The 21538-nt window shown below is 65.6% G+C and carries 18 protein-coding genes; 10 read left to right on the top strand and 8 right to left on the bottom strand.

What is annotated here, in order from left to right; genetic code table 11:
• Positions 1–134 precede the first annotated feature (134 nt).
• The 3 genes from B0E46_RS05190 to B0E46_RS05180 are packed head-to-tail and all read left to right on the top strand — an operon-like array spanning position 135 to position 2262.
• Positions 135–587 carry a hypothetical protein gene (locus tag B0E46_RS05190; protein WP_077554720.1) on the top strand — a complete coding sequence of 151 codons (453 nt, stop codon included), beginning with the start codon at positions 135–137 and terminating at the stop codon, positions 585–587.
• Between the two features lie 38 nt (positions 588–625).
• Positions 626–1876, top strand: coding sequence for an MFS transporter (locus B0E46_RS05185; protein WP_077554719.1), 1251 nt, complete (start codon positions 626–628; stop codon positions 1874–1876).
• Positions 1873–2262 carry a VOC family protein gene (locus tag B0E46_RS05180; protein WP_077554718.1) on the top strand — a complete coding sequence of 130 codons (390 nt, stop codon included), beginning with the start codon at positions 1873–1875 and terminating at the stop codon, positions 2260–2262. Before B0E46_RS05185 ends, B0E46_RS05180 begins: the two co-directional genes overlap by 4 nt.
• A gap of 1 nt (position 2263) precedes the next feature.
• Here B0E46_RS05180 and B0E46_RS05175 read toward each other — a convergent pair whose 3' ends face one another.
• Positions 2264–3547 (bottom strand): ectonucleotide pyrophosphatase/phosphodiesterase, encoded by a 1284-nt coding sequence (locus B0E46_RS05175; RefSeq protein WP_077554717.1) that lies wholly within the window; start codon positions 3545–3547, stop codon positions 2264–2266.
• A gap of 50 nt (positions 3548–3597) precedes the next feature.
• Here B0E46_RS05175 and B0E46_RS05170 point away from each other — a divergent pair, with 50 nt between their 5' ends.
• Positions 3598–3993, top strand: a complete 396-nt coding sequence (locus B0E46_RS05170; protein WP_077554716.1) for a hypothetical protein — start codon at positions 3598–3600, stop codon at positions 3991–3993.
• 24 nt (positions 3994–4017) lie between these two features.
• On the opposite strand, the gene B0E46_RS05165 is transcribed toward B0E46_RS05170, so the two are convergent.
• The 6 genes from B0E46_RS05165 to B0E46_RS05140 all read right to left on the bottom strand — a co-directional run bounded on the left by B0E46_RS05165 (position 4018) and on the right by B0E46_RS05140 (position 11051).
• Complete coding sequence (locus B0E46_RS05165; RefSeq protein WP_077554715.1) at positions 4018–5439, bottom strand: nitrilase-related carbon-nitrogen hydrolase; 1422 nt, start codon at positions 5437–5439, stop codon at positions 4018–4020.
• Positions 5423–6004, bottom strand: coding sequence for a TetR/AcrR family transcriptional regulator (locus B0E46_RS05160; protein WP_077554714.1), 582 nt, complete (start codon positions 6002–6004; stop codon positions 5423–5425). The genes B0E46_RS05165 and B0E46_RS05160 overlap by 17 nt, the downstream gene beginning before the upstream one ends.
• 107 nt (positions 6005–6111) lie before the next feature.
• Positions 6112–6627: a methylated-DNA--[protein]-cysteine S-methyltransferase gene (locus tag B0E46_RS05155; protein WP_077554978.1), complete on the bottom strand. Its 516-nt coding sequence runs from the start codon at positions 6625–6627 to the stop codon at positions 6112–6114.
• Positions 6624–8120, bottom strand: a complete 1497-nt coding sequence (locus tag B0E46_RS05150) for a DNA-3-methyladenine glycosylase 2 (RefSeq protein WP_077554713.1) — start codon at positions 8118–8120, stop codon at positions 6624–6626. Before B0E46_RS05150 ends, B0E46_RS05155 begins: the two co-directional genes overlap by 4 nt.
• A 67-nt stretch (positions 8121–8187) precedes the next feature.
• Positions 8188–8727 (bottom strand): nuclear transport factor 2 family protein, encoded by a 540-nt coding sequence (locus B0E46_RS05145; RefSeq protein ID WP_077554712.1) that lies wholly within the window; start codon positions 8725–8727, stop codon positions 8188–8190.
• 71 nt (positions 8728–8798) lie between these two features.
• Entirely contained in the window at positions 8799–11051 is a 2253-nt protein-coding gene (locus B0E46_RS05140) for a S41 family peptidase (protein WP_168171136.1), read from the bottom strand.
• Positions 11052–11286: 235 nt separating this feature from the next.
• Here B0E46_RS05140 and B0E46_RS05135 point away from each other — a divergent pair, with 235 nt between their 5' ends.
• The gene (locus B0E46_RS05135) at positions 11287–12918 is read left to right on the top strand and encodes a DUF4034 domain-containing protein (protein WP_077554977.1); all 1632 of its coding nucleotides are present in this window, start codon (positions 11287–11289) and stop codon (positions 12916–12918) included.
• Positions 12919–13051: 133 nt separating this feature from the next.
• On the opposite strand, the gene B0E46_RS05130 is transcribed toward B0E46_RS05135, so the two are convergent.
• Positions 13052–13429, bottom strand: coding sequence for a response regulator (locus B0E46_RS05130; RefSeq protein WP_077554710.1), 378 nt, complete (start codon positions 13427–13429; stop codon positions 13052–13054).
• Between the two features lie 113 nt (positions 13430–13542).
• On the opposite strand from B0E46_RS05130, the gene B0E46_RS05125 reads away from it, so the two are divergent.
• The 5 genes from B0E46_RS05125 to B0E46_RS05105 all read left to right on the top strand — a co-directional run bounded on the left by B0E46_RS05125 (position 13543) and on the right by B0E46_RS05105 (position 21424).
• On the top strand, positions 13543–14847 hold the full coding sequence (locus B0E46_RS05125) for a PAS domain-containing sensor histidine kinase (protein WP_077554709.1): 1305 nt from the start codon (positions 13543–13545) through the stop codon (positions 14845–14847).
• A gap of 74 nt (positions 14848–14921) precedes the next feature.
• Complete coding sequence (hutU, locus tag B0E46_RS05120) at positions 14922–16592, top strand: urocanate hydratase (protein WP_077554708.1); 1671 nt, start codon at positions 14922–14924, stop codon at positions 16590–16592.
• Positions 16593–16794: 202 nt separating this feature from the next.
• Complete coding sequence (locus B0E46_RS05115; protein WP_077554707.1) at positions 16795–17079, top strand: DUF3892 domain-containing protein; 285 nt, start codon at positions 16795–16797, stop codon at positions 17077–17079.
• A 241-nt stretch (positions 17080–17320) separates the two neighbouring features.
• Positions 17321–20332: a type I restriction-modification system subunit M gene (locus tag B0E46_RS05110; protein ID WP_139350432.1), complete on the top strand. Its 3012-nt coding sequence runs from the start codon at positions 17321–17323 to the stop codon at positions 20330–20332.
• A gap of 324 nt (positions 20333–20656) precedes the next feature.
• Entirely contained in the window at positions 20657–21424 is a 768-nt protein-coding gene (locus B0E46_RS05105; protein ID WP_077554705.1) for a hypothetical protein, read from the top strand.
• Positions 21425–21538: the final 114 nt, after the last annotated feature.

Below are 21538 nucleotides of genomic sequence, written 5' to 3'. Positions count from 1 at the left end.
CGGGCTGGCGTATCTCGATCAGGCTGATCGCTTGGCGGTCAGTCCGTTGGCATCGCCATACGGACATGGCGCGGATCGCGATGTGCGGTCCGTGCCGAAGCCGCCGCACAACTCCCGCACGATGAGGACTCCCCATGGCAAACGCGCGCTCGACGACGTGGATGGCGATTCTCTACGGCGGTTTCATCGCCGGCACGATCGACATCGGTGTCGCATCCCTGATCAACGGCATCAGCCCATGGGTGATCCTGCGTGCGATTGCCAGCGGCCTGCTGGGCAAGGCCGCGTTTCAGGGTGGCTTGCCGGTCTCGCTGCTGGGACTGGGTTTGCAATGGGCGATGTCGCTGCTCATCGCCGCGATCTTCGTGTTCGCCGCGCGGCAATGGACCTGGTTGAACCGGCGCTGGGCGACGGCCGGCGTGCTGTACGGCGTGGCGGTGTTCGTGGTGATGGAGTACGTGGTCGTGCCGCTTTCCGCCGCATGGCCGAAAGCGCATTTCACCACGACAGCGTTCGTCGAGAATCTTCTGGCGATGATGTTGTTCGGGCTGATCGTGGCGTTCTTTGCGCGTGGGTACGCCGAATAGCGTAATCATCCGCGTGGTGCGGCGATTACACTGTCCCGATGAACGATATCGAGACGGCCTCGACGATCCACCACGGCACGCCGGCGTTCCGGCGCACCAACCTCGCGCTGTTCGCCGCCGGCTTCGCCACGTTCGGCCTGCTGTACTGCGTGCAGCCGCTGATGCCGCAGTTCAGCCACGACTACGGCGTGACTGCGGCGGTCAGCGCCTTGTCGCTGTCGCTGACCACCGGCGTGCTGGCCTTCGCGATGCTGTTCGCCGGTGCGCTGTCGGATGCGTGGGGGCGCAAGCCGGTGATGGTGGCGTCGCTGCTGTCCTCCGCGCTGCTGGTGCTGGTGACCGCGCTGATGCCGAACTGGCCGGCGCTGCTGCTGGTGCGCACCTTGCTCGGCCTGACCCTGAGCGGCCTGCCGGCGGTGGCGATGACCTACCTGGGCGAGGAGATGCACGCCGACTCGATCGGCCTGGGCATGGGCCTGTACATCAGCGGCAGTGCGGTCGGCGGCATGGGCGGACGATTGATCAGCGGCGTGCTGGCCGATTTTTTCGGATGGCGGATCGGCGTGGGCGTGGTCGGCGCGATCGGCGTGCTGGCCGGGCTGATCTTCTGGCGCGTGCTGCCGCCGTCACGGCATTTCGTGGCACAGCCATTGCGCTGGCGCATCCTGCTGGGGCGCTTCACCGGCATGTTCCGCGACCGTGGCCTGCCGTGGCTGTTCGCCGAAGGCTTCCTGCTGCTCGGCGCGTTCGTCACGGTCTACAACTACCTCGGCTACCGGCTGCTGGCACCGCCGTACAACCTCAGCCAGGCGGCGGTCGGGCTGATCTTCGGCATCTATCTGGTCGGCACCTTCAGCTCGGCATGGATGGGCCATCTGGCCGGCCGGCTCGGGCGGCGCAAGGTGTTGTGGACTGCGTTCGCGCTGATGCTGGTCGGCGTGGCGCTGACGATGATGCAGCCGCTGCTGCTGATCATGCTCGGCATCGTCGCGGTCACCTTCGGTTTCTTCGGTGGCCATTCCATCGTCAGCAGCTGGGTCGGCCGCCGTGCCGGCGCGGCGAAGGCGCAGGCTTCCTCGATGTACCTGTTTTCGTACTACATGGGATCGAGCGTGGCCGGTGCCAGCGGTGGCCTGTTCTATGCCGCGCATGGCTGGAATGGCGTGGCGCTGTTCGTCGGCGCGCTGGTGTCGGCCGGCCTGCTGATTGCATTGCGCCTGTTCACGCTGCCGCCACTGGCAAACGTGGCGACGCCGCCCACGCCGATGAGCAAGGGCGCGATGCCGTGAAGATCGACGCGCTGGATCATCTGGTACTTACCGTTGCCGATGTCGCCGCCACCTGTGCGTTCTACACGCGCGTGCTCGGCATGCAGGAGACCAGTTTCGGCGCCGGCCGCAAGGCGCTGGTGTTCGGCACGCAGAAGATCAACCTGCACGCGTACCGGCACGAGCTGGAGCCGAAGGCCGAACGGCCCACGCCCGGTTCGGGCGACCTGTGCCTGATCACCTCGGTGCCGTTGCACGAAGTGATCGAGCACCTGCGCGCCTGCGACGTGCCGGTGCTCGAAGGACCGGTGCCGCGCACCGGTGCGCGCGGGCCGATCATGTCGGTGTATTTCCGCGACCCCGACCGCAACCTGATCGAGGTCAGCAACTATCCCGACGGGGCGTGACTCAGCGGTCCGCCGGTTTCAGCATGTCCTTCACCGCGTCGTAGTCGCCGTCGTTCGCGGCGGGCGGCAGGCCGAGCAGGTGCGCCATCAGCGGATAGACGTCCACGTTCGGGAATGCCGGAACCTTCGCGTCCACGCGGAACGCCGGGCCGTGCGCCACGAACAGCGCCTGCATCAGTGGGTCGGCATTGTCGTAGCCGTGTTCGCCGATGCTCACGTCGCCCTTGTGACTTGCAAGGTAGTCGGTGGTGGTGATGCGCCAGCCGACATTGGCCAGGCACAGCAGCTGCGGCACGCGCGGATTGCTGCCGTAGTGCAGGCGCGCCGGCACCCGCGTCTTGTCCCAGCACTGCATGTGCGGCTGCGGTTGTTCGAGCTGGTGTTCGATCGCGGCGAAATCGCCGGTGGCCTTCGCGCTGCCGTCCTTCGGGTTGAAGCCGGCCAGGATGCCCATCGCCACGGTCTGTACCTGGTCGAGCGGAATCAGCTTGTCGAGCAGCACGCTGTTCTGCAGCGGGGTGCTGGCCATGCCGTGATCGGCCAGCACGATCAGGTTGATCCTGTCGAACAGGCCGCGTTGCTTGAGGCCCTGGACCAGCCGCGTCATCGCTTCGTCGGTCTCGCGCAGCGCATCGTCCACCTGCGGCGTATCCGGCCCGTATTTGTGGCCGGCATGATCGACCGCGTCGAAATACAGGGTGAGGAAGGTCGGTCGCTGCCCGGCCGGCTGGTCCAGCCACGCCAGCACCTGATCGACCCGCTGATCCGGGGTCACCTTGCCGTCGTAGGGCATCCACTCGTCCGGGTGGCGGCCGTGGATGTCCGCCTCGGCGCCGGGCCAGAACATCGTCGCGGTGCGCAGGCCGTGCGCATCGGCGGTCTCCCAGATCGGCGTGCCTTCGGCCCACCAGCGGCCATCGCTGACGGCCTTGCGGTTGCCCAGCGAAAACTTGCCCAGTTGCGCATCGAACATCGTGTTGTTGACGATGCCGTGGTGATCCGGGTACAGGCCGGTGACGATGGTGTAGTGGTTCGGGAACGTCAGCGACGGGAACGACGGCTGCATCGCAGCGGCCTGCACGCCGGTCTTCGCCAGCATCGCCAGCGTGGGGCTCAGGCCTCGCTCGATGTAGTCGTGGCGGTAGGCGTCGATCGAGATCAGCAGCAGCGGCGCGGGTTGGCCGGCCGTCGACACGGTGGGCGCCGGCGCAACCGGCGGCTGCGTGGCGCAGCCGGCGCCGAATGCCGCCAGCAGGCACAACAGCAGGCGAAACGGGAATTTCATGCGGGGAATCCTACGATGTGAAAACCATCCGCACATGATCGCGCACTGTCATGACCATTACACGTATTGCCACGCATTTTTCCGTTATGCATGCATTGTTGTTCGTCGGCATCGCTGCGCTGCTGCCCCTCGCTGCGGCCTGTGCGCAATCCACCCAGGCACGCGCTGCGCAGTTTCAGCAGACCGTGCAACAGCAGCAGACGCGCGACCAGTTGCAGAAGAGCCAGCAGCAACAGCAGCTGCGCCAGGACGTGTCGGACAATGCCAAGCTGCCGCTGGCCAACAACGCACAGGCGCAGCAGCAGATCCGGCAGGCCGACCGTGCGCAGCAGGATCGCGATCGCGCCACCCAACAGGATCTGCTGAGCCGCCAGCAGAGCGCCGCCGGCCTGCCGCGCGTCGTGCCGCAGCCCCAGCCCCAGCCGGCACCGACCAGCGGCGGTTGACCTGCTGCTTCTGTGGCGCCTGCTTCAATGCTGGGTGGGGCGCAGGGCCAGCCCCAGCAGCACGATCAGGGCCGCGAGATCCAGCCAGGCAAACCAGTCGCCCCAGCGCGAATACAGCGTGTGCGTGTCGCGTAGCGGCAAATCGCCCACCAGCTCGGCATCGTGCTTCTCGCTGGAAGCCTCCGCCAGCACGCGGCCACGGTCGTCGCTCAGCGTGAGGCGACCGGAACGCGCGGCACGCGCGATCGCGAAGCCGCTTTCCACGCCGCGCATGATCGCCATGCGGCTGTGCAGCCAGCCGTCGATGCTGAAATCCCACGCCGGCACCAGCAGCAGTTGCGCATGGCGCGCGGCGTAGGCCTGGCCGATGTCGTGGAAGTCCATGTCCTTGCAGATCGCCAGCCCGGTCCGTGGCGTGCCGTCGAGCAGGGTGTAGCTGTCGCCCGGCATGTACTGCCGCTCGAAGCCGGGGATCAGGTGATGCTTGCTGTAGGTGGCAGGCGAAGCGGCACCGGGCTGGAACGCCATCGCCAGGTTGCGTTCGGCGCGCGGATCGCCCTTGAAGTCGATGCCCGCATCCACGATCAGGTCGCGTTGCCGCGCCAGCCGTGCGAATGCGGGCACGCTGCCGTCGCCGGTGGCGAACGAGGTTTCCGGAATCAGCACGACCTTTGCGCCGCGGTCGGCGAGGCGACCGATCGCATCCACGTAACGCGCTTCCAGCGCCTGCCCATCGGCATCGTGCAGGGCGGGGCGTATCGGTTTCTCCAGCGACACCAGGCCGATGCGCAGCGTCGTCGCGGCCGGCGCCTGCAGCCGCCAGCTGCCGTAGCCGATCGCGGCGGCGACCAGCAACACGGTCATCGCCGCCGCCGACATGCGGCTGCGCGGCGGCGCCGTGGCCACGGTTTGCACGGCGATCGCGGCCGGCAACAGCAGCACCAGGAAACCGATGCCCCAGATGCCGGCGATGGCGGCAACCTGGATCACCGGCAGCGCATCCATCTGCGTGTAGCCGAGGCTGCCGAACGTGCCGTGCGGCGAGGTCAGGCTGTTGATGTATTCGACGGCCACCCACACCGCCGGCAGCGCCAGCGTCGCCGCCAGCGCGTGGCCGCGCAGCGACAGTCGCCGGAACAGCAGCACGCACAAGGCGAACACGAACGCTGGCATGCCGATCGCATACACGATCGTTGCCATGGGCAAACCGATGTACCCATGCAGATAAGTCCACTGATTCAGCCCGCCGAGCGCATACGCGGCAAAGGCTGCCAGCGCCGCCCAGCGGGCACGCACTCGCGGCGCCAGCCACAACACCGGCAACGGCGCCAGCCAGGTCAAGCACCATAGCGGGTGCACGCCGCTGCCGAACCACCAGCCCAGCGCGGCCAGGGCGGTCGCCGCCAGCCACGCCGGCAGCGCAGAACGATCAAGCCTTGATGCCATCGATCAGTCTCCCCAGCGATTCGAAATAGAACGTGCGAAACCGCGTTTCGTCGTCACTGAAGCGGCCGGCGCGGTACAGCGCGACCAGGCCGTGCGCGTGCGCCCACAGCGACATCGCCACGTCCCACGGATCGTCCTGTTTCAGCACACCCAGGCGCATGCCCTCGGCGATCGCATCGGCAACGACGTTGAGGGTGGGCGACTGGCGCGCGCGGAAATCCTCGGGAAAGCGCCGCGCATCGTCACGGCGCACCGAGAATGCGTGGTCGAACAGGTGCGGATGCTCCAGCGCGTAATCCAGATACGGTTCCAGCAGCGCGAGCAGCCGCTTGAGCGTGTCCGGTTGCGTCGCATGCGCTTCCCATGCATGCGCGACGGTGTCGAAGCTGTCGTCGGACAGCCGCTTCAGCAACGCCTCGCGATTCGGAAAGTGCCGGTAGATCGCCATCGGGGTAATGCCGACCGCTTCCGCCACGCGGCGCATGCTTACCGCATCCGCGCCTTCGCGATCGAACAGCTTGTGCGCGGCGCGCAGGATCTTCTCCGGCGTGGTGAGCTTCTTCATGTATACAGTGTATACATTAAATTTTGGGTGCGTCAAATCTTGGGGTCGCTCGCGCCAACCCAACCCGTCATTCCGCTGAAAAGGGGCACTAGAGAGAGTGCAGCGACCTACCGCAGGCCAGCAAACAGATCCCCGCGTGCGACGCGCTCTTCCATCGCCAGCAGGAAACGTTTCGTCGGCAAGCCACCACCGAAGCCGGTGAGGCTGCCGTTGCTGCCGATCACGCGATGGCAGGGCACGATGATCGGCAGCGGATTGCGCCCGTTCGCGGCGCCGACGGCGCGCACGGCGGCGGGTTGGTCGATGCGCCGGGCCAGTTCGCCGTAGCTGATCGTGACGCCATACGGAATCCGTTCGAGTTCTTCCCACACGGCAAGCTGGAACGGCGTGCCGAGTGGATGCAGCGGCAAGTCGAATGCCTGGCGCTCGCCGGCGAAATATTCCTCCAGCTGCACCCGTGCGAAATTCAGCGCCCTGGACGAATGCACCCAGCTTGGCGACGGCACTTTCTGATGACGCCCGGTTTCAAACCACACTTCGCGCAGTCCCTGCACGTCGGCAACCAGGCGCAGCGTGCCGATCGGCGAACGCATCTCGTCATGGTGGATCGTTTCGGTGTTCATGGTTTGCTCCGTGCCGCCGACGCCGCATCGCTTGCGCTGCGCCACAGGTGCATTACCGCGTAGGCGCGCCATGGGCGCCATGCCTCGGCCAGTGCGGTGAGCGCCTTGGTGCTCAGCTCGGGCGCGTCGCCGGCGGCGACGCGGCGCAGGATCAGGTCGGCGGCGGGAAATGCGTCCGGATGGCTCATCGCGCGCATCGCCATGTAATGCGCCGTCCATGCGCCGATGCCGGGCAGCGCGACCCAACGCGCCACGAATTCGTCCAGCGGCTGCTCCGCGCGGAAATCGATGCGGCCGTCCAGCAAGGCCTGGGCGATGCCACGGATCGTGGCGGCACGCGCGGTGGTCACGCCGATTTCGCGCAGGTCCGCTGCGGCCAGTCGTTCGGGCGTGGGGAACAGGCATTCGAGTCCAGGTCGCAGCGGTGTCACCAACGGTTCGCCGTATCGATGCACGATCCGCGTCGCCAGCGTGCGCGCCGCGGCAACGCTGACCTGCTGGCCGAGCACGGCGCGCACCGCGATCTCGAAACCGTCCCATCCGCCGGGCAGGCGCAGGCCGGGGCGCTTGCGCAGCAGCGGCTTCAGCACACCGCCGGCACCGAGTGTGGCGGCGATCGCCTGCGGCTCCGCATCCAGGTCGAATATGCGCCGCAAGCGCGTCACCACCGGCAACAGCTGCGCCGGTTGTGGACAGTGCAGTTCCAGCTTCAGGGCATGCTCCCCGTTCGGCCACGCGCTCAATCGCAGCCAGCCCGGTGCAGCGGCAGCGCCAAACACACGCATGTAACTGTGGTCGTCGACCAGTTCCACGCCCGGCAGCGAACGCGTGCGCAGGAAACCCAGCAACGCCTCGAAATCGTACGGCGGCCGATAGCCGAGCCGTAGTACCAGCGCTTCGCCAACCACGGCACGGGGATGCCGGCGCAGCTCGCGCGGCGGGATGCGGTTCGCCTGCAGGAACGCGGCATTGAACCGGCGCAGGCTGCCGAAACCCGAAGCGAGCGCCACCTCGGTCACCGGCAGCGCGGTCTCGGTCAGCAGCTGCTTCGCGAACAGCAACCGGCGCGTCGTGTGCACGTCGATCGGTGGCGCGCCGAGATGTTCGACGAACAGCCGCCGCAGCTGCCGCGCACCGATGTCGACGCGCGCCGCCAGCTGTTCCAGCGAATGCTCCGCCAGCATGCCGGCATCGATCAGCTTCAACGCCCGCGCCACCACATGCTCGCCGCGCTGCCACACCGCATTGCCGGGTGCGAGTTCCGGCCGGCAGCGCAGGCATGGCCGGAAGCCGGCCGCTTCCGCGGCAGCAGCGCTCGCGTAATAACGGATGTTCGCCGGTTTCGGCGCCGGTGCCGGGCACACCGGGCGGCAATAGATGCGCGTGCTGGTGACCGCCGTGAAGAACAGCCCGTCGAAACGCGCATCGCGGCTCAGGCGGGCCTTTTCGCAGACATGGGTGTCGGGCAGGGTGGCGATGGAAGATTCGGTCATGCGCGCAGGCTAGCACCGGCTGCAGCAGCCGACTCGCCGTTTTCGGACATCAATGCCGCGGCGCAATTCAGCCGGTGCCAGCGCCCGCCGGGCAACGTGCCTGCAGGCCGGCATGAAACGCCGCCACCTCGTTGTCGTTGGCGGGCCTGCCGTCGTCTCCGCCATCGAACGCGACGCGCCACACGCGATCCTCGTCGCGCCGCCATACCGTGGAAAACCGGCCGATCGTGTAACGCGGCTTCGCGTTCGGCGACGGATCCTCGAACAGATACGCGCCGCTGGAATTCGCAACGCGACCGTCGTCCGCGACCGCCACGTGCTGCGGATACCAGCTCAGGCGCACGGTCTTGCCGGCGACGATCGCCGCCCAGTGCTGTCGGATCGCGTCGCGCCCGCGTACCGGCGCGGCCGTATTCGCATCGAAGATCGCGTCGGCCCGCAGGTGGTCTGCAAAGGCCGCCGCATCGTGCCGCTGGACGCTTTGCGCAAACGACAGTTCGCGCTGCCAGACCTCGCATGCGGCCCTGTCCGAAGCCGACGACGGTGCGGCGGCAGAGGCGGCGGACGAGCACGCCAGCCATATCGCGAACCAGGACATGCGTGCCATGCGCCGCTCCTCTCGTCTTCGGAAAAGCCAGCATCCGCTGCACGGCGGTCCGCTGCCAGTGCTGGAAGCCATCACTGCGCCAGTTGCAGTGCCGCCTCCAGCACTTCGTCGCGGCCGGCGCGGATGCCGGCGATCGTCGGCTGCACGGCCACATCCGGCGCGGTGCCGAGCGCGTGATAGCGGCTGACGCCATCGTGATGGGTCACCTTCATGCCGGTAAAGATCACCCGGAAGCCCAGCGGGACTTCGAACGACGTGATGTTTCCATCCACCCCGCGCGTGGTCGCCCCGACGATCGTGCCCAGCCTTTCGTCCTGCACATAGCCCATGACCGCCTCGGCCTGGCTGATCGTGCGGCCGTCGGCGAGGAAGATCGCCCGCGACGAAAAATGCGGCGCGGCCGGCCGGATGTCCCAGCCGAGATCCGTATAGCCGGCGAGCTCGCCAAACGGGCCGATGTAACGCGGAATGTGCATCCACTTCGCGTGCTCGGCATGATCGAGCAGGTGCGCGGGAAGGGTGGTGCTGACCTTGAAATCCTTCGGGTAGCCGCGCACATCGTAGATCACCGTGCGTGCGCTGGCCAGCTGTGCAAGGTTCGCCGTGAACAGCGCGATGTCGGTGCGCGCCAGATCCACGTACCAGACGCCCGGCTTCAGTTCGGCGATCGGTGCCGGTCGCGCCGCCGCCGGTGGCGTCGGCTCGGCATACGCAAGCGTAACCGTGCCGACCGATCCGTCGACGTGCTTGAGGCCGAAGGTATGTGAGTCGGACGGCGGCCCCCACTCGATGCCTTGCAGCGCCTTCCAGGCAAGCGAGGACGGCTGGCCGGAGGCGAGCGCTTCGGCCTGCTCTCTTGCCTGCGGCATGGCCACCCCATCGATCGCGGTGATCACGTCGCCGACCCTGGCCTGACCGGGCACATGCGTGGCCACCACCACCCATTGGTGTTCGACCGGCTCCAGGGCGATCGGCAGGCTGGCCGGCTTTTTCCCCAGCGTGTCGAACACGGTGCCGTGCGCATCCCCGAGCGGCGCGAGCAGGCGCTGCAGCGCACGTTGCTGGGCTGCCCTGGAATCCGCCTTGTCCGCATCGGCCAGCGCCTGCGGCAGCTCGCGATCCCAGTCGAGGCGAATCACGTCCCAGTACGGATAGAAATGGCGGAACACGTTCCAGGCGACCACCATGTCGGCCTCCCGTGCCGCGCCGGATGCGACGGCGGTTTTGGGGTCGGGCATGCCGGCGAGGCGTGCGTTGAGTGCTTGCAGCGCCACGGCGCGGTCCGCCGACGGGAGCGCCTGCGCGTCCGTCAGCGTCAACGCGACGCGCGCCTTCAAACCGGCGCCGAGCGCGAATTCTGCGCTCTTGCCGGCCACGGGCGGTGCGTCGAACAGCATGCGCTCGACCGCGTGGCCATGCTGCTGCACGACCAGGTAACCGGGGTCGGTGCCTGCCTGTTGCCATGAAAGGTTCGTGTCGTCCGTGACGGCGCTGCCGACCAGGGACCAGGCCTGCGATGGCTGCTGCGCCGGACGGAGGTCGGGTATCGCGACCGGCTGCCAGCCGCCGTGTCCGTCGCTCACGTCCAGCCTCAGGTCGCGAAAGGCCGCCGCGGGTTCGGTGGCATCGCCGGCCAGGCTCACGGTGAATCCGAATGCAAGGATCGTTGCGTCGACGCCCACCGGTGCGGTGATGGCATAGTCATGCCACGCCAGGTCATGCACCTGGCTGTCGTCGGTATTCTTGAAAAAGCCTGGCGGCTTGCCGTTCCGGTCGGTACGCAGCCAGAGCCCCAGTCCCGAGGTGGTGGACTGCTTCAACGCCTTGATGCTGCCGCGCAGGCGCACGGTCTTGCCCTGCAGCGGGCGCGCATCCAGCTCGCTGGCGATACCGACGAACCGCCCGGCGGCGCCGCGCGAGGTTCTCTCGCCGGCATACGGAGTGTCCTTCGCCGGAAAGCCGAGGTAGCGCCACGCCACCAGCGGCTGCCTCGCGGCGTCGACCGGCAACGCGGGGAATGTCGCCGTCTCCGGAACGATCTCGATGCCCGGTCCCAGCGGTTCGAACAGCGCGCTCAGTTTGCCCTGCAGGTCGGTGCTGCCATGCGCCTGTTGCGCGTCGGTGACGCCGGCCACGGCGAAACGGTTCCAGTCGATGCCCCTGGCGGCATCGCCCGGGTAGAAATAGCGGACCACGCCGTAAAGCTTCGCGAACGCAGTGACCTGCGCGTGATTTTGGCGGGCGAAGTCGGTCGCCGCGGCAGGACCCGACGATGCGAGCCATGCCAGAAGAGCAGCAACAGCGGTGCGTCCGATTGCGCGCATGGGTTTCACTCCTGTTGAACCGAGGCGGCAAGATAACCCGCGGTGTATCCGCAGCTCCACTGGTTCAGGCGATCGCCTTGTCGGAGCCTTGCTCGACGACGACGCCTTCACCCGCGTCGACGATTCCAGGCACACCGGAAATCCGCTGCCGGGCGATCCTGCAGGCAGGTGGCTCGACGGACATAGGCGCCGGGGCGGTGATACTGTCGCGACACAACGGCCAGGGGAGGCAAACATGGGTTCAGGTCCGCGTTGGTTGCTGATGGTGGCGATCATCTTGCTCGGCATCGGCGAGTGGGCATGGGGTATCTGGTCAGGGATGACGCGCTTGCACCAGGTCAGTGTCGAGCTGGCGAAGCAGCCGGCGCCGGATCCTCTGAAGGAGGTCGGCAAGCACCTGTTTACCCGTGCGGAGACGTACGCGTTTCTCGCCAGGGCGAAGCAGGCCGAGGCGATCAGGGATCCGCTGCAGCGCTGCCTGGCCTATCCCGACCCGCCCGGCAGCCACTGGTCGCATGATGCGGTGGACGCGTATTGCCGCTATCGCTATCAGCCGGTGCTCCCGTTTGCCGACATTGAGCGTCTGATCCGGAGCGGCCATGCCGCGGAAGTCGATCGCCGTCTCGCGGAAGCCTTGCAGGCGCAGATGACCCAGCCCGACGCGCACGGTCGACTCGATCGCACCTTCTATGAGGATTTCGAAAACGGCTCGTTCGATATCCGCCCCACCCTGGATGCGTGGAAGCGCGACTCGCCGAACAGCGCCTTCGCCTATGCCGCCAGCGGCTATGCATACGTGCAGATGGCCGCGGATGCGCGTGGCGGCCAGTACATCGCAGATACGCCGCAGAGCAACATCGACGCGATGGACAAGCTGCTGGCCCAGGCCGATAGCGACCTGCGCCGTGCCATTGAGCTCGATCCACGCATCACGCCGGCATACCGGGCCATGGTCCATGCCGGTGGCCTCAGCCTCGGTCGTGCCTACGGGCTCGATGCCGCCAGGCGCGGGCTCGCCGTGGCGCCTGACAACTTCGGGATCTACAGCATGCGGATGTGGCTGGAGCAGCCCAAGTGGGGCGGTTCGCTGGAAGCCATGCAGCGGCTTGCCGGTCAGTCGAGGATCCACGCCAGGCACAACCCGTTGCTGGTGATGCTGCAATCGAAAGAACCGTTCTACAAGGTCGACAATTGTGCGTGCGACAAGCAGACCGAGCTGGCTGCGTATCCGGCCGCATTCGATCAGCTCGCCAGCAGCAACGATCTGCTCAGTGCCGGCAATGCCGCCGTCGACACCAAGTACCCGCAAGTGTCGGCAATCTATCTGTCGGAAGCGCTGCGCTTCGACCAGGCGCTGGATCGGGCGCGGGTCCAGCGGGTTTACGACCTGCTTGAGTTCGACGAGGCCGCGTGGGCCGTGGACGAGGCCAGCCGGCTGCTTGCCGCGTCGCCGCACGACCAGGAGGCCCTCAATGCCCGCGCCCAGGCTTACGAGGCCGTGGAAGATTACCCGCATGCCGAACAGGATTTTCGCACGCTGATCTCGCTCGACCCGGGCGACATGCAATCCTTGGCACGGCTAGGCAGCCTGTACGTGAATTCGTCGCACGACTGGGACAAGGGCTGGAAGGTTGCCGACCAGCTGATCAAGGCCCAGCCGGAAAATCCGTACGGCTGGATGCTGCGCGCCACTATCCAGCAGAAGCAGCCCCGCGCCGGGATGAACGACACCGTGGACTATCTGGAGGCGCACTTCGGCAACAACCCGGAACTGGCGAAGATGATCACGCGGATGCGTGCGGCAGCGGTCATGCAGACGCACTCGGGCAACCAGGTGCTTGCCGCCAAGGGTCAGCCGCAAGGCTGACGCGGATCAATGGCTCCACGCAGCGGCCGCCGGTATCCGGCGGTTCGCGTGAATGCTCGCGTCCATCTCGACAGCGTCTGCATGGCCCGTGCGCGATGCGCCACCGAAGCGTTTCCGCAAAACCAGCTCGGCGTCACATGAGCGCGCCGTGCAGCAGCCCGCCCACTGCGCCGAGCAGGGCACGGCGGTCGTAGGGCTTGGACAGAAACGTCACGTTTTCGGGGAAGTAGGCGAAGCTGCCGCGCGGGTCGGCCGAGATCAGCATGATCCGGATCTGCCGGTTCATCTGCACGCGCTGGGCCAGCTCGATGCCATCGATGCCGCCGGGCATGTGGATGTCGCTCACCAGCAGGCCGATGGTGGCGTCCTGCAGCAGGATGTTCAGCGCGCGGGTGCCGTTGCTGGTGGTGATGACGTGGTAGCCCTCGGCCTCCAGCACCAGGGCGGTGACCTCGCGGGCGCTGCGGTCGTCCTCGGCCAGCAGGATCGTGTGGTTCTGCGCGTGGGTCATCGGTTTCGGCATGCTCGGCAGAGGGTATCTGGCTCTGACCATGGCCGGTCCGGTGTTAACACGCAGTGAGGTCCGATTGTGTCTATGCTGCGTCTCCTGGCAGGCGGCGACACATGAACGATCTCGAACGCTATCGGCAGCTGATCGGATTCTCCCCGGACGGCGTGCACGAACTCGACGTGCAGGGCCGCATCATCCACATGAACGACAGTGGCTGCGTCGCGCTGTGCATCGCCGACCCGGCCGCGGCCACCGGCCGGCCGCTGGCCGCGTTCTGGCCCGAGCCGGCACGGGCCGCGATCGAGGCGGCGTTGCTCACCGCGCGCTCGGGGCAGTCCGCGCAGTTCACCCAGACGCTGCCGGCGACCGGCGGCGAGGTGTGCTGGTGGCTGGTCAGCGTGCATCCGTATCTGGGGGCCGCCGACCAGGTCGAGGGCATCGCCGTCATCAGCCACGACATCACCGAACGCGTGCGGGCCAAGCAGGCGCTGGATACCGTGATCCTCGGGCTGCACAACCAGCTCAGCCTCAGCGAGTCCGCCGGCGAAACCGGCGTCGCCCGCAACGAGGCGCTGGGCCGGCAACTGGCCCGCGCGCGGCTGGTGCGCAAGCAGGTCAGCGACCGCGAGCACTCGCTGAAGCTGCAACTGGGCCTGGCCAGCGCCGCGCAGGCGGTGGCCGAGCACGCCGCGCAACAGGCGCAGAAGAACGAGGCGATCGGCCAGCTGGTGGCCGGCCTCTCGCATGACTTCTCCAACATGCTGCAGATCGCCATCGTGGCGTTGAGCAGCATCCAGGACGATTCGGCCAACCTCAACGAGACCCAGCGCCGCCTGCTCGGCTACAGCATGGACGGCGTGCACCACGCCGCGCTGCTGTCCAAGCGCCTGCTGGCGTTTGCGCGCGTGCATCGCTATACCGCCGAGCCGGTCGAGCTGGGCGCGATCATCCGCGACATCGAGGGCTTCGCGCGCCACAGCCTGGGCGCCAGCATCGATTTCCGGGTCGAGCCGGCCGCGACCGAACTGCCGACGATGGGCGACAGCCATTCCATCGAACAGGCCTTCATCAACCTGTGCATCAACGCGCGCGACGCCTGCAGCCGGCAGGGCGCGATCCGCGTCCGTCTCGGCGAGCTGGTGGTCGGCGAGGCGCAGGCCAGCACCCTGCGCCCCGCGGGCGACTACGTCACGCTGGCCGTCACCGACAACGGTTGCGGCATGGCCGAGGAAGTGCGCGAGCGCCTGTTCGAGCCGTACTTCACCACCAAGCCCGAAGGCGCCGGCACCGGCCTGGGCCTGGCCCAGGTATACGGCGTGATGCGCCAGGCCGGCGGGTTCGTCGACGTGGAATCCGCGCCGGGCCAGGGCACCACGATGACCCTGGCGTTTCCGCGCCTGCAGCTGCCTGCGGCCTAGCGCGCCGCCGGCCGGTTCGGTCAGTGCGGGTGCTGACCTATACTCGGTGGTCTGACTCACCGGAGCCCTTCGTGATGAACGCCCCCACCCGCATCGACACCGCCCGCACCATCCGCGCGCCGCGCGGCACCGCGCTTTCCTGCAAGAGCTGGCTCAGCGAGGCGCCGTTCCGCATGTTGCAGAACAACCTCGATCCCGAGGTGGCGGAGAACCCGGCCGAGCTGGTGGTGTACGGCGGCATCGGCCGCGCCGCGCGCAACTGGGAATGCTTCGACGCGATCCTGCGCAGCCTGCGCGAGCTGAACGACGACGAGACCCTGCTGGTGCAGTCCGGCAAGCCGGTCGGCGTGTTCCGCACGCATGCCGACGCGCCGCGCGTGCTGATCGCCAACTCCAACCTGGTGCCGCACTGGGCCACCTGGGAGCACTTCAACGAGCTCGACAAGAAAGGCCTGATGATGTACGGCCAGATGACCGCCGGCTCGTGGATCTACATCGGCTCGCAGGGCATCGTGCAGGGCACCTACGAGACCTTCGTCGAGATGGGCCGCCAGCATTACCACGGGAACTTGAAAGGGCGCTGGATCCTCACCGCCGGCCTCGGCGGCATGGGCGGCGCGCAGCCGCTGGCCGCCACGCTGGCCGGCGCGTGCTCGCTCAATATCGAATGCCAGCAGAGGAGCATCGACTTCCGCCTGAAGACCCGCTACGTCGACGAGCAGGCCGCCGACCTCGACGACGCGCTCGCGCGCATCGAGAAATACACGAAAGCCGGCGAAGCGAAATCCATCGCCTTGCTCGGCAATGCGGCCGACATCCTGCCGGAACTGGTCAAGCGCGGCGTGCGTCCCGATGCCGTCACCGACCAGACCAGCGCGCACGATCCGGTCAACGGCTACCTGCCGCAGGGCTGGACGCTGGAGCAGTGGTTCGAGCGCCGCAAGAGCGATCCCGAAGGCACGCGCGATGCCGCCAAGCGCTCCATGCGCACCCACGTCGAGGCGATGCTCGCGTTCCACGCGCAGGGCATTCCCACCTTCGACTACGGCAACAACATCCGCCAGATGGCGAAGGACGAAGGCCTCGCCAACGCGTTCGCGTTCCCCGGCTTCGTGCCGGCCTACGTGCGCCCGCTGTTCTGCCGCGGCATCGGTCCGTTCCGCTGGGTCGCGCTGTCCGGCGATCCGGAAGACATCTACAAGACCGACGCCAAGGTCAAGGAGCTCATCCCGGACGACCCGCACCTGCACAACTGGCTGGACATGGCGAAGGAGCGGATCAGCTTCCAGGGGCTGCCGGCGCGCATTTGCTGGGTCGGGTTGGGGCTGCGCCACAAGCTGGGGCTGGCGTTCAACGAGATGGTGCGCAACGGCGAGTTGAAGGCGCCGGTGGTGATTGGGCGCGATCATCTGGATTCCGGCTCCGTCGCCTCACCGAACCGCGAAACCGAGGCGATGAAGGATGGTAGCGATGCGGTGTCCGACTGGCCGTTGCTCAACGCCATGCTCAACACCGCCGGCGGCGCGACCTGGGTGTCGCTGCATCACGGCGGCGGGGTAGGCATGGGTTACTCGCAGCACTCAGGTGTAGTGATCGTCTGCGACGGTACGCCGGAAGCGGACAAGCGGATTGCACGGGTGCTGTGGAACGATCCGGGTACGGGCGTGATGCGGCATGCGGATGCGGGGTATGAGATTGCGGTGGAGTGTGCGAAGGAGCAGGGGTTGAAGTTGCCGATGGTGTAAGAGGAAAGGGCCACGCTAGATGCGTGGCCTTTTTGTTTGCGTCCAGAACGCTGCCCTGGAAGTTGGTTGGCTGCGCCAGCAGTCAGGTTCGTTCTAATGCGCTGAGCCTGTTGTGTTGCTGTCGCAATCCACGAGACTGACTTGTCGCAAGTTATTGCAGTCTCGTCAATGATGGCGGGGCCTGACGACAGGAGCCGGGTGTATGAGCATCGAGGTCAAGTGCATTAACAAAAGCGACCGTTACGATCCCCATGAGCGGATTCTTCGCATTGGTGGTGTCAACGCGGATGGTCAGCGATGGGGCCTCAGTCAGGCCGAGGCCATCGCAGGAATCGAAAGTGGCAAATGGTCATTTCATGTATCCCGTGGTGGTCGCACGGTGAGCGTTATCGTGGCGATCAGTCGCTTTGGGCACAAATATTTGAAGACGGAGGCGGATGGGGAGCAGCCCGACAATTTGCTCAGCTTGCCAGAGTGCCCTCGCTGATAAATTGGGGCTAAGAGGATCCGAACAGAGCGCCTTCAAGGCGCTTTGTTCGCTGTGTGGCTGCATGGCAGGCCGGCAAGCGTTGGGAGATACCGCGCAGCATGTCAAGTGCGGGACAATGCGCTGATGGCACGCAGGGGGAGGCAGCAAGGCGCGAAGGAGCTAGTCTGCCTCGTGACGATGAGCACCCTGGGCTCGGGTTTTGCCTGAAGCCAATGGCGCAACGATGACGAGGTTCTCAATGCAAGTCAGGGAAAGCACCATCGAGCAGGAGCTGATCGAAAAGCTCAGCGAGCTCAAGTACACCCTGCGTCCGGACATCCGCGACCGCGCGGCGATGGAGCGCAACTTCCGCGAAAAGTTCCAGGCGTTGAACCGGGTCAAGCTGACCGATGCCGAGTTCCAGCGCCTGCTGGAGGAGGTCGTTACCCCAGACGTGTTCAAGGCCGCACACACCTTGCGCCACCGCAACGCCTTCACCCGCGACGACGGCACACCGCTCAACTACACGTTGGTGAACATCAACGACTGGTGCAAGAACGACTTCGAGGTCGCCAGCCAGTTCCGCATCAACACCGACTACAGCTACCACCGCTACGACGTGCTGCTGCTCATCAACGGTGTGCCGGCGGTGCAGATCGAACTGAAGACGCTCGGTATCAATCCACGTCGGGCCATCGAGCAAATCGTCGAATACAAGAACGACCCCGGCAACAGCTATACACGCACACTGCTGTGCTTCATCCAGTTGTTCATCGTCAGCAACCGCGATTTCACGTACTACTTCGCCAACAACAACGCGCGCCACTTCGCGTTCAACGCTGACGAGCGCTTCCTGCCGATCTACCAGTACGCCGCGTCGGACAACACCAAGATCAACGGCATCGACGCCTTTGCCGAGGCGTTCCTGGCCAAGTGCACGCTGGGCCAGATGATCAGCCGCTACATGGTGCTGGTGGCCAGCGAGCAGAAGCTATTGATGATGCGGCCGTACCAGATCTACGCGGTGAAGAACATCGTCGAGTGCATCGAGAAGAACCTCGGCAACGGCTATATCTGGCACACCACCGGCAGCGGCAAGACGCTCACCAGCTTCAAGGCATCCACCCTGCTCAAGGCTAACCCGGCCATCGAAAAGTGCCTGTTCGTGGTGGACCGCAAGGACCTCGATCGCCAGACCCGCGAGGAATTCAACCGCTTCCAGGAAGGCTGCGTCGAGGAGAATACCAACACCGGCGCGCTGGTGCGCCGCATGCTCTCGGACGACGCGGCCGACAAGGTCATCGTCTGCACCATCCAGAAGCTTGGCCTGGCGCTGGACGAAAACAGCAAGCGCAACAAGAGTCGCGAAAAGCGCGGGCTGGCAAGCTACACCGACCAGCTCGAATCGCTACGCGACAAGCGCATCGTCTTCATTTTCGACGAATGCCACCGCTCGCAGTTCGGCGACAACCACCAGGCCATCAAGGAGTTCTTCCCGAAGGCCCAGCTGTTCGGCTTCACCGGCACGCCGATCTTCGAGCAGAACGCAAGCTACAAGCGCATCGAGGGTGACGTGCAGACCCTCAAGACCACCGAAGACCTGTTCCAGCAGTCCCTGCATGAATACACCATCACCCACGCCATCGAAGACAGGAACGTCCTGCGCTTCCATGTGGACTACTACAAACCCGATGGCAAGCACGCGCTTAAAGCTGGCGAAACCCTGGCCAAGCGCGCCGTGGTCGAGGCCATCCTGGCCAAGCACGATGCCGCCACCGGCGGGCGCCGCTTCAACGCCATCCTTGCCACCGCGTCCATCAATGACGCCATCGAGTACTACAAGCTTTTCGAAGTTGCCCAGGCCGAAAAGCAGCAGGCCAATCCGGACTTCGTGCCGCTCAATATCGCCGCAGTGTTCTCCCCGCCGGCCGACGTCAGCGCCGATGTGAAGCAGCTGCAGGAAGACCTGCCGCAGGAACAGGAAGACAACAAGCAAGATCCCGAAGCCAAGAAAAATGCGCTGAAGGCCATCATCGCCGACTACAACGCGCGCTTCGGCACCAACCACCGCATCGAGGAGTTCGACGCCTACTACCAGGACGTGCAGCAGCGCATCAAGGACCAGCAGTTCCCGAACGCCGACCTGCCGATGAAGGGCCGCGAAAAGCTCGACATCGTGATCGTGGTGGACATGCTGCTCACCGGCTTCGACAGCAAGTACCTGATCGGCCAATTCGCGGCCGGCTCGGGCAAGAAGGCGGGCGAGTTCTACACCCCGCAACAGATCTCCAACATTCTCTCGGCCATCGTCACGCTGGACAGCCAGGAGCCGAAAGCTGGGCCGCGCCGAAAGCTGGACAGTGTGTTCGATTTCGCCTGCGGCTCGGGTTCCCTACTGCTCAACGTGCGCCACCGCATGACTGAAGCGGGCGGCAGCATCGGCCGCATCTACGGGCAGGAATCCAACATCACTACGTACAACCTCGCTCGCATGAACATGCTGCTGCACGGAGTGAAGGACACCGAGTTCGAGATCTGGCACGGCGACACCCTGAAGAACGACTGGGACTGGCTGCGCGAAACCAACCCGGCGAAGAAGCCGAAATTCGACGCGGTGGTAGCCAACCCGCCCTTCAGCTACCGCTGGGAGCCAAAGGATGAAGCGAGCCAAGATTCGCGGTTCAAGAATCACGGCGTGGCACCGAAGAGCGCGGCCGACTTCGCCTTCCTGTTGCACGGACTGCATTACCTGAAGGACGACGGTGTCATGGCCATCATCCTTCCGCACGGCGTGCTGTTCCGCGGCGGCAAGGAGGCGGAGATCCGCACGAAGCTGCTCACCGACAGCCACATCGACACAGTGATCGGCTTGCCGCCAAACCTGTTCTATTCCACCGGCATCCCGGTGTGCATCCTGGTGCTGAAGAAGTGCAAGAAGCCGGACGACGTGCTGTTCATCAACGCGGCTGATCACTTCGTCAAGGGCAAGCGGCAGAACCAGCTGACGGATGAACACATCCAGAAGATCGTCAGCACGTACCAGAACCGGAATGAGCAGGAGCGCTACTCCCGACGTGTGGCCATGAAGGAGATCGTTGACAACGACTACAACCTCAACATCTCCCGTTACATCAGTACCGCCGAAGCCGAGAAAGAAATCGATCTCAAAACCGTGCATGCCGATCTGGAAGCGATCGAGTTGAGCATCGACGAGGCGAAGAAGCGACACAACGTTTTTCTCGTGGAGTTGGGGCTGCCTCCGTTGCCTTGAGTTCCAAAAGGGCGGTAGGAAGTGCGTGGGATGGTCATGGCATCCGCCAAAGTACAGCTGTTGACACCACCCAGTCGCGATAGCAGACTTCCATCCCAAGGAGCCTAGAAACTCCCCACAGAGCGGTACCCACCTCCGACAAACCGGTGGGTTTTTTGTGCCTGCTTGCAGGTGCAAGCCGACGTGATACCTGCGTCGGGAGGGCGGCTAATACAACACCCGCAAGGGGAATACGCCCGCCGGCTCTGTGCGGTTTCTAGCCTCCCGACACCCCGTCCGTCGTCATGCCGTGGACGGGCACTTCTATGGAATTAGGAGGCGACCATGTCGACGTTCGATGCGGATGATCTGGAAACGACGGGCTATTTTCTGCCGGAGGACAGCCAGTACCGGCTGACGAAACTACGCGATTACGCTCAATTCTTGTCACGTCTCGCGGAACCGCGGACGGCGGACGAGGAGCTGGATTGGTCGGGTCCCGAAATTCGCGCGAGCGAAGTGGCGATCTGCCTGGAACTGTTGGCGGAGCAGGTAGGGCAGGTGCTGGACGAACTCTCGTATCCCGCCGAGCGTGGCGACAAGGTGGCTGCGCCCGAGGCCAAGGCGGAGGTTGAAGCTGAGCCGAAAGTGTCCGCCTTCACTGAGGTAGCGGCGGACACGGACGACACTGAACCGGAATTGGGCTGGTTGGCGACGAACGAGGCGGGCAAATGCTATGTGTCGGGCGTCACCCTGGACCAGATCGACGAACTGGCCCGGCTGGGCGACATCCTCCGCGCCCATGGCGATGTAGTGGTCGCTACCGATCAGGCGGATTTCGCTGACGTCACGCTGTCGATCATGGGCGATGCCATCATTCGCGACGCAGAGAGACTGCGCGACATCATTCATGACGTCGACAGTGTGCAGCGCCTCGATGGGCGTCGTCGTTCGCATGCAGACGTGAGGGAGGAGGCAGCCTCCTATCTCGCCGTACCGGCATGCGCACCCCTGCGCGGCATATCGCGCCCTTCGGCTCGGCTCACTGTCGTCGGACCGCTCGGCGGTGGTGAAAGGGCAGCGGCGCTGGCATACGTCCAGCCTGCCATCTGAGGCCATTTCGGCTCGACTGGACGCGCCGAGTAGGCGGCGCGCCCGGTCGGCTGAGCAGCAGAAACAGCAGAAGCAAGGGTCAGGTTCGACTTTCCGATAAATCATGGAAATGGT

It is taken from the genome of Rhodanobacter sp. B04 (genome assembly GCF_002001125.1).
Classification (GTDB): Bacteria; Pseudomonadota; Gammaproteobacteria; order Xanthomonadales; family Rhodanobacteraceae; genus Rhodanobacter.
This window is presented reverse-complemented; position numbering and strand designations above follow the sequence as displayed.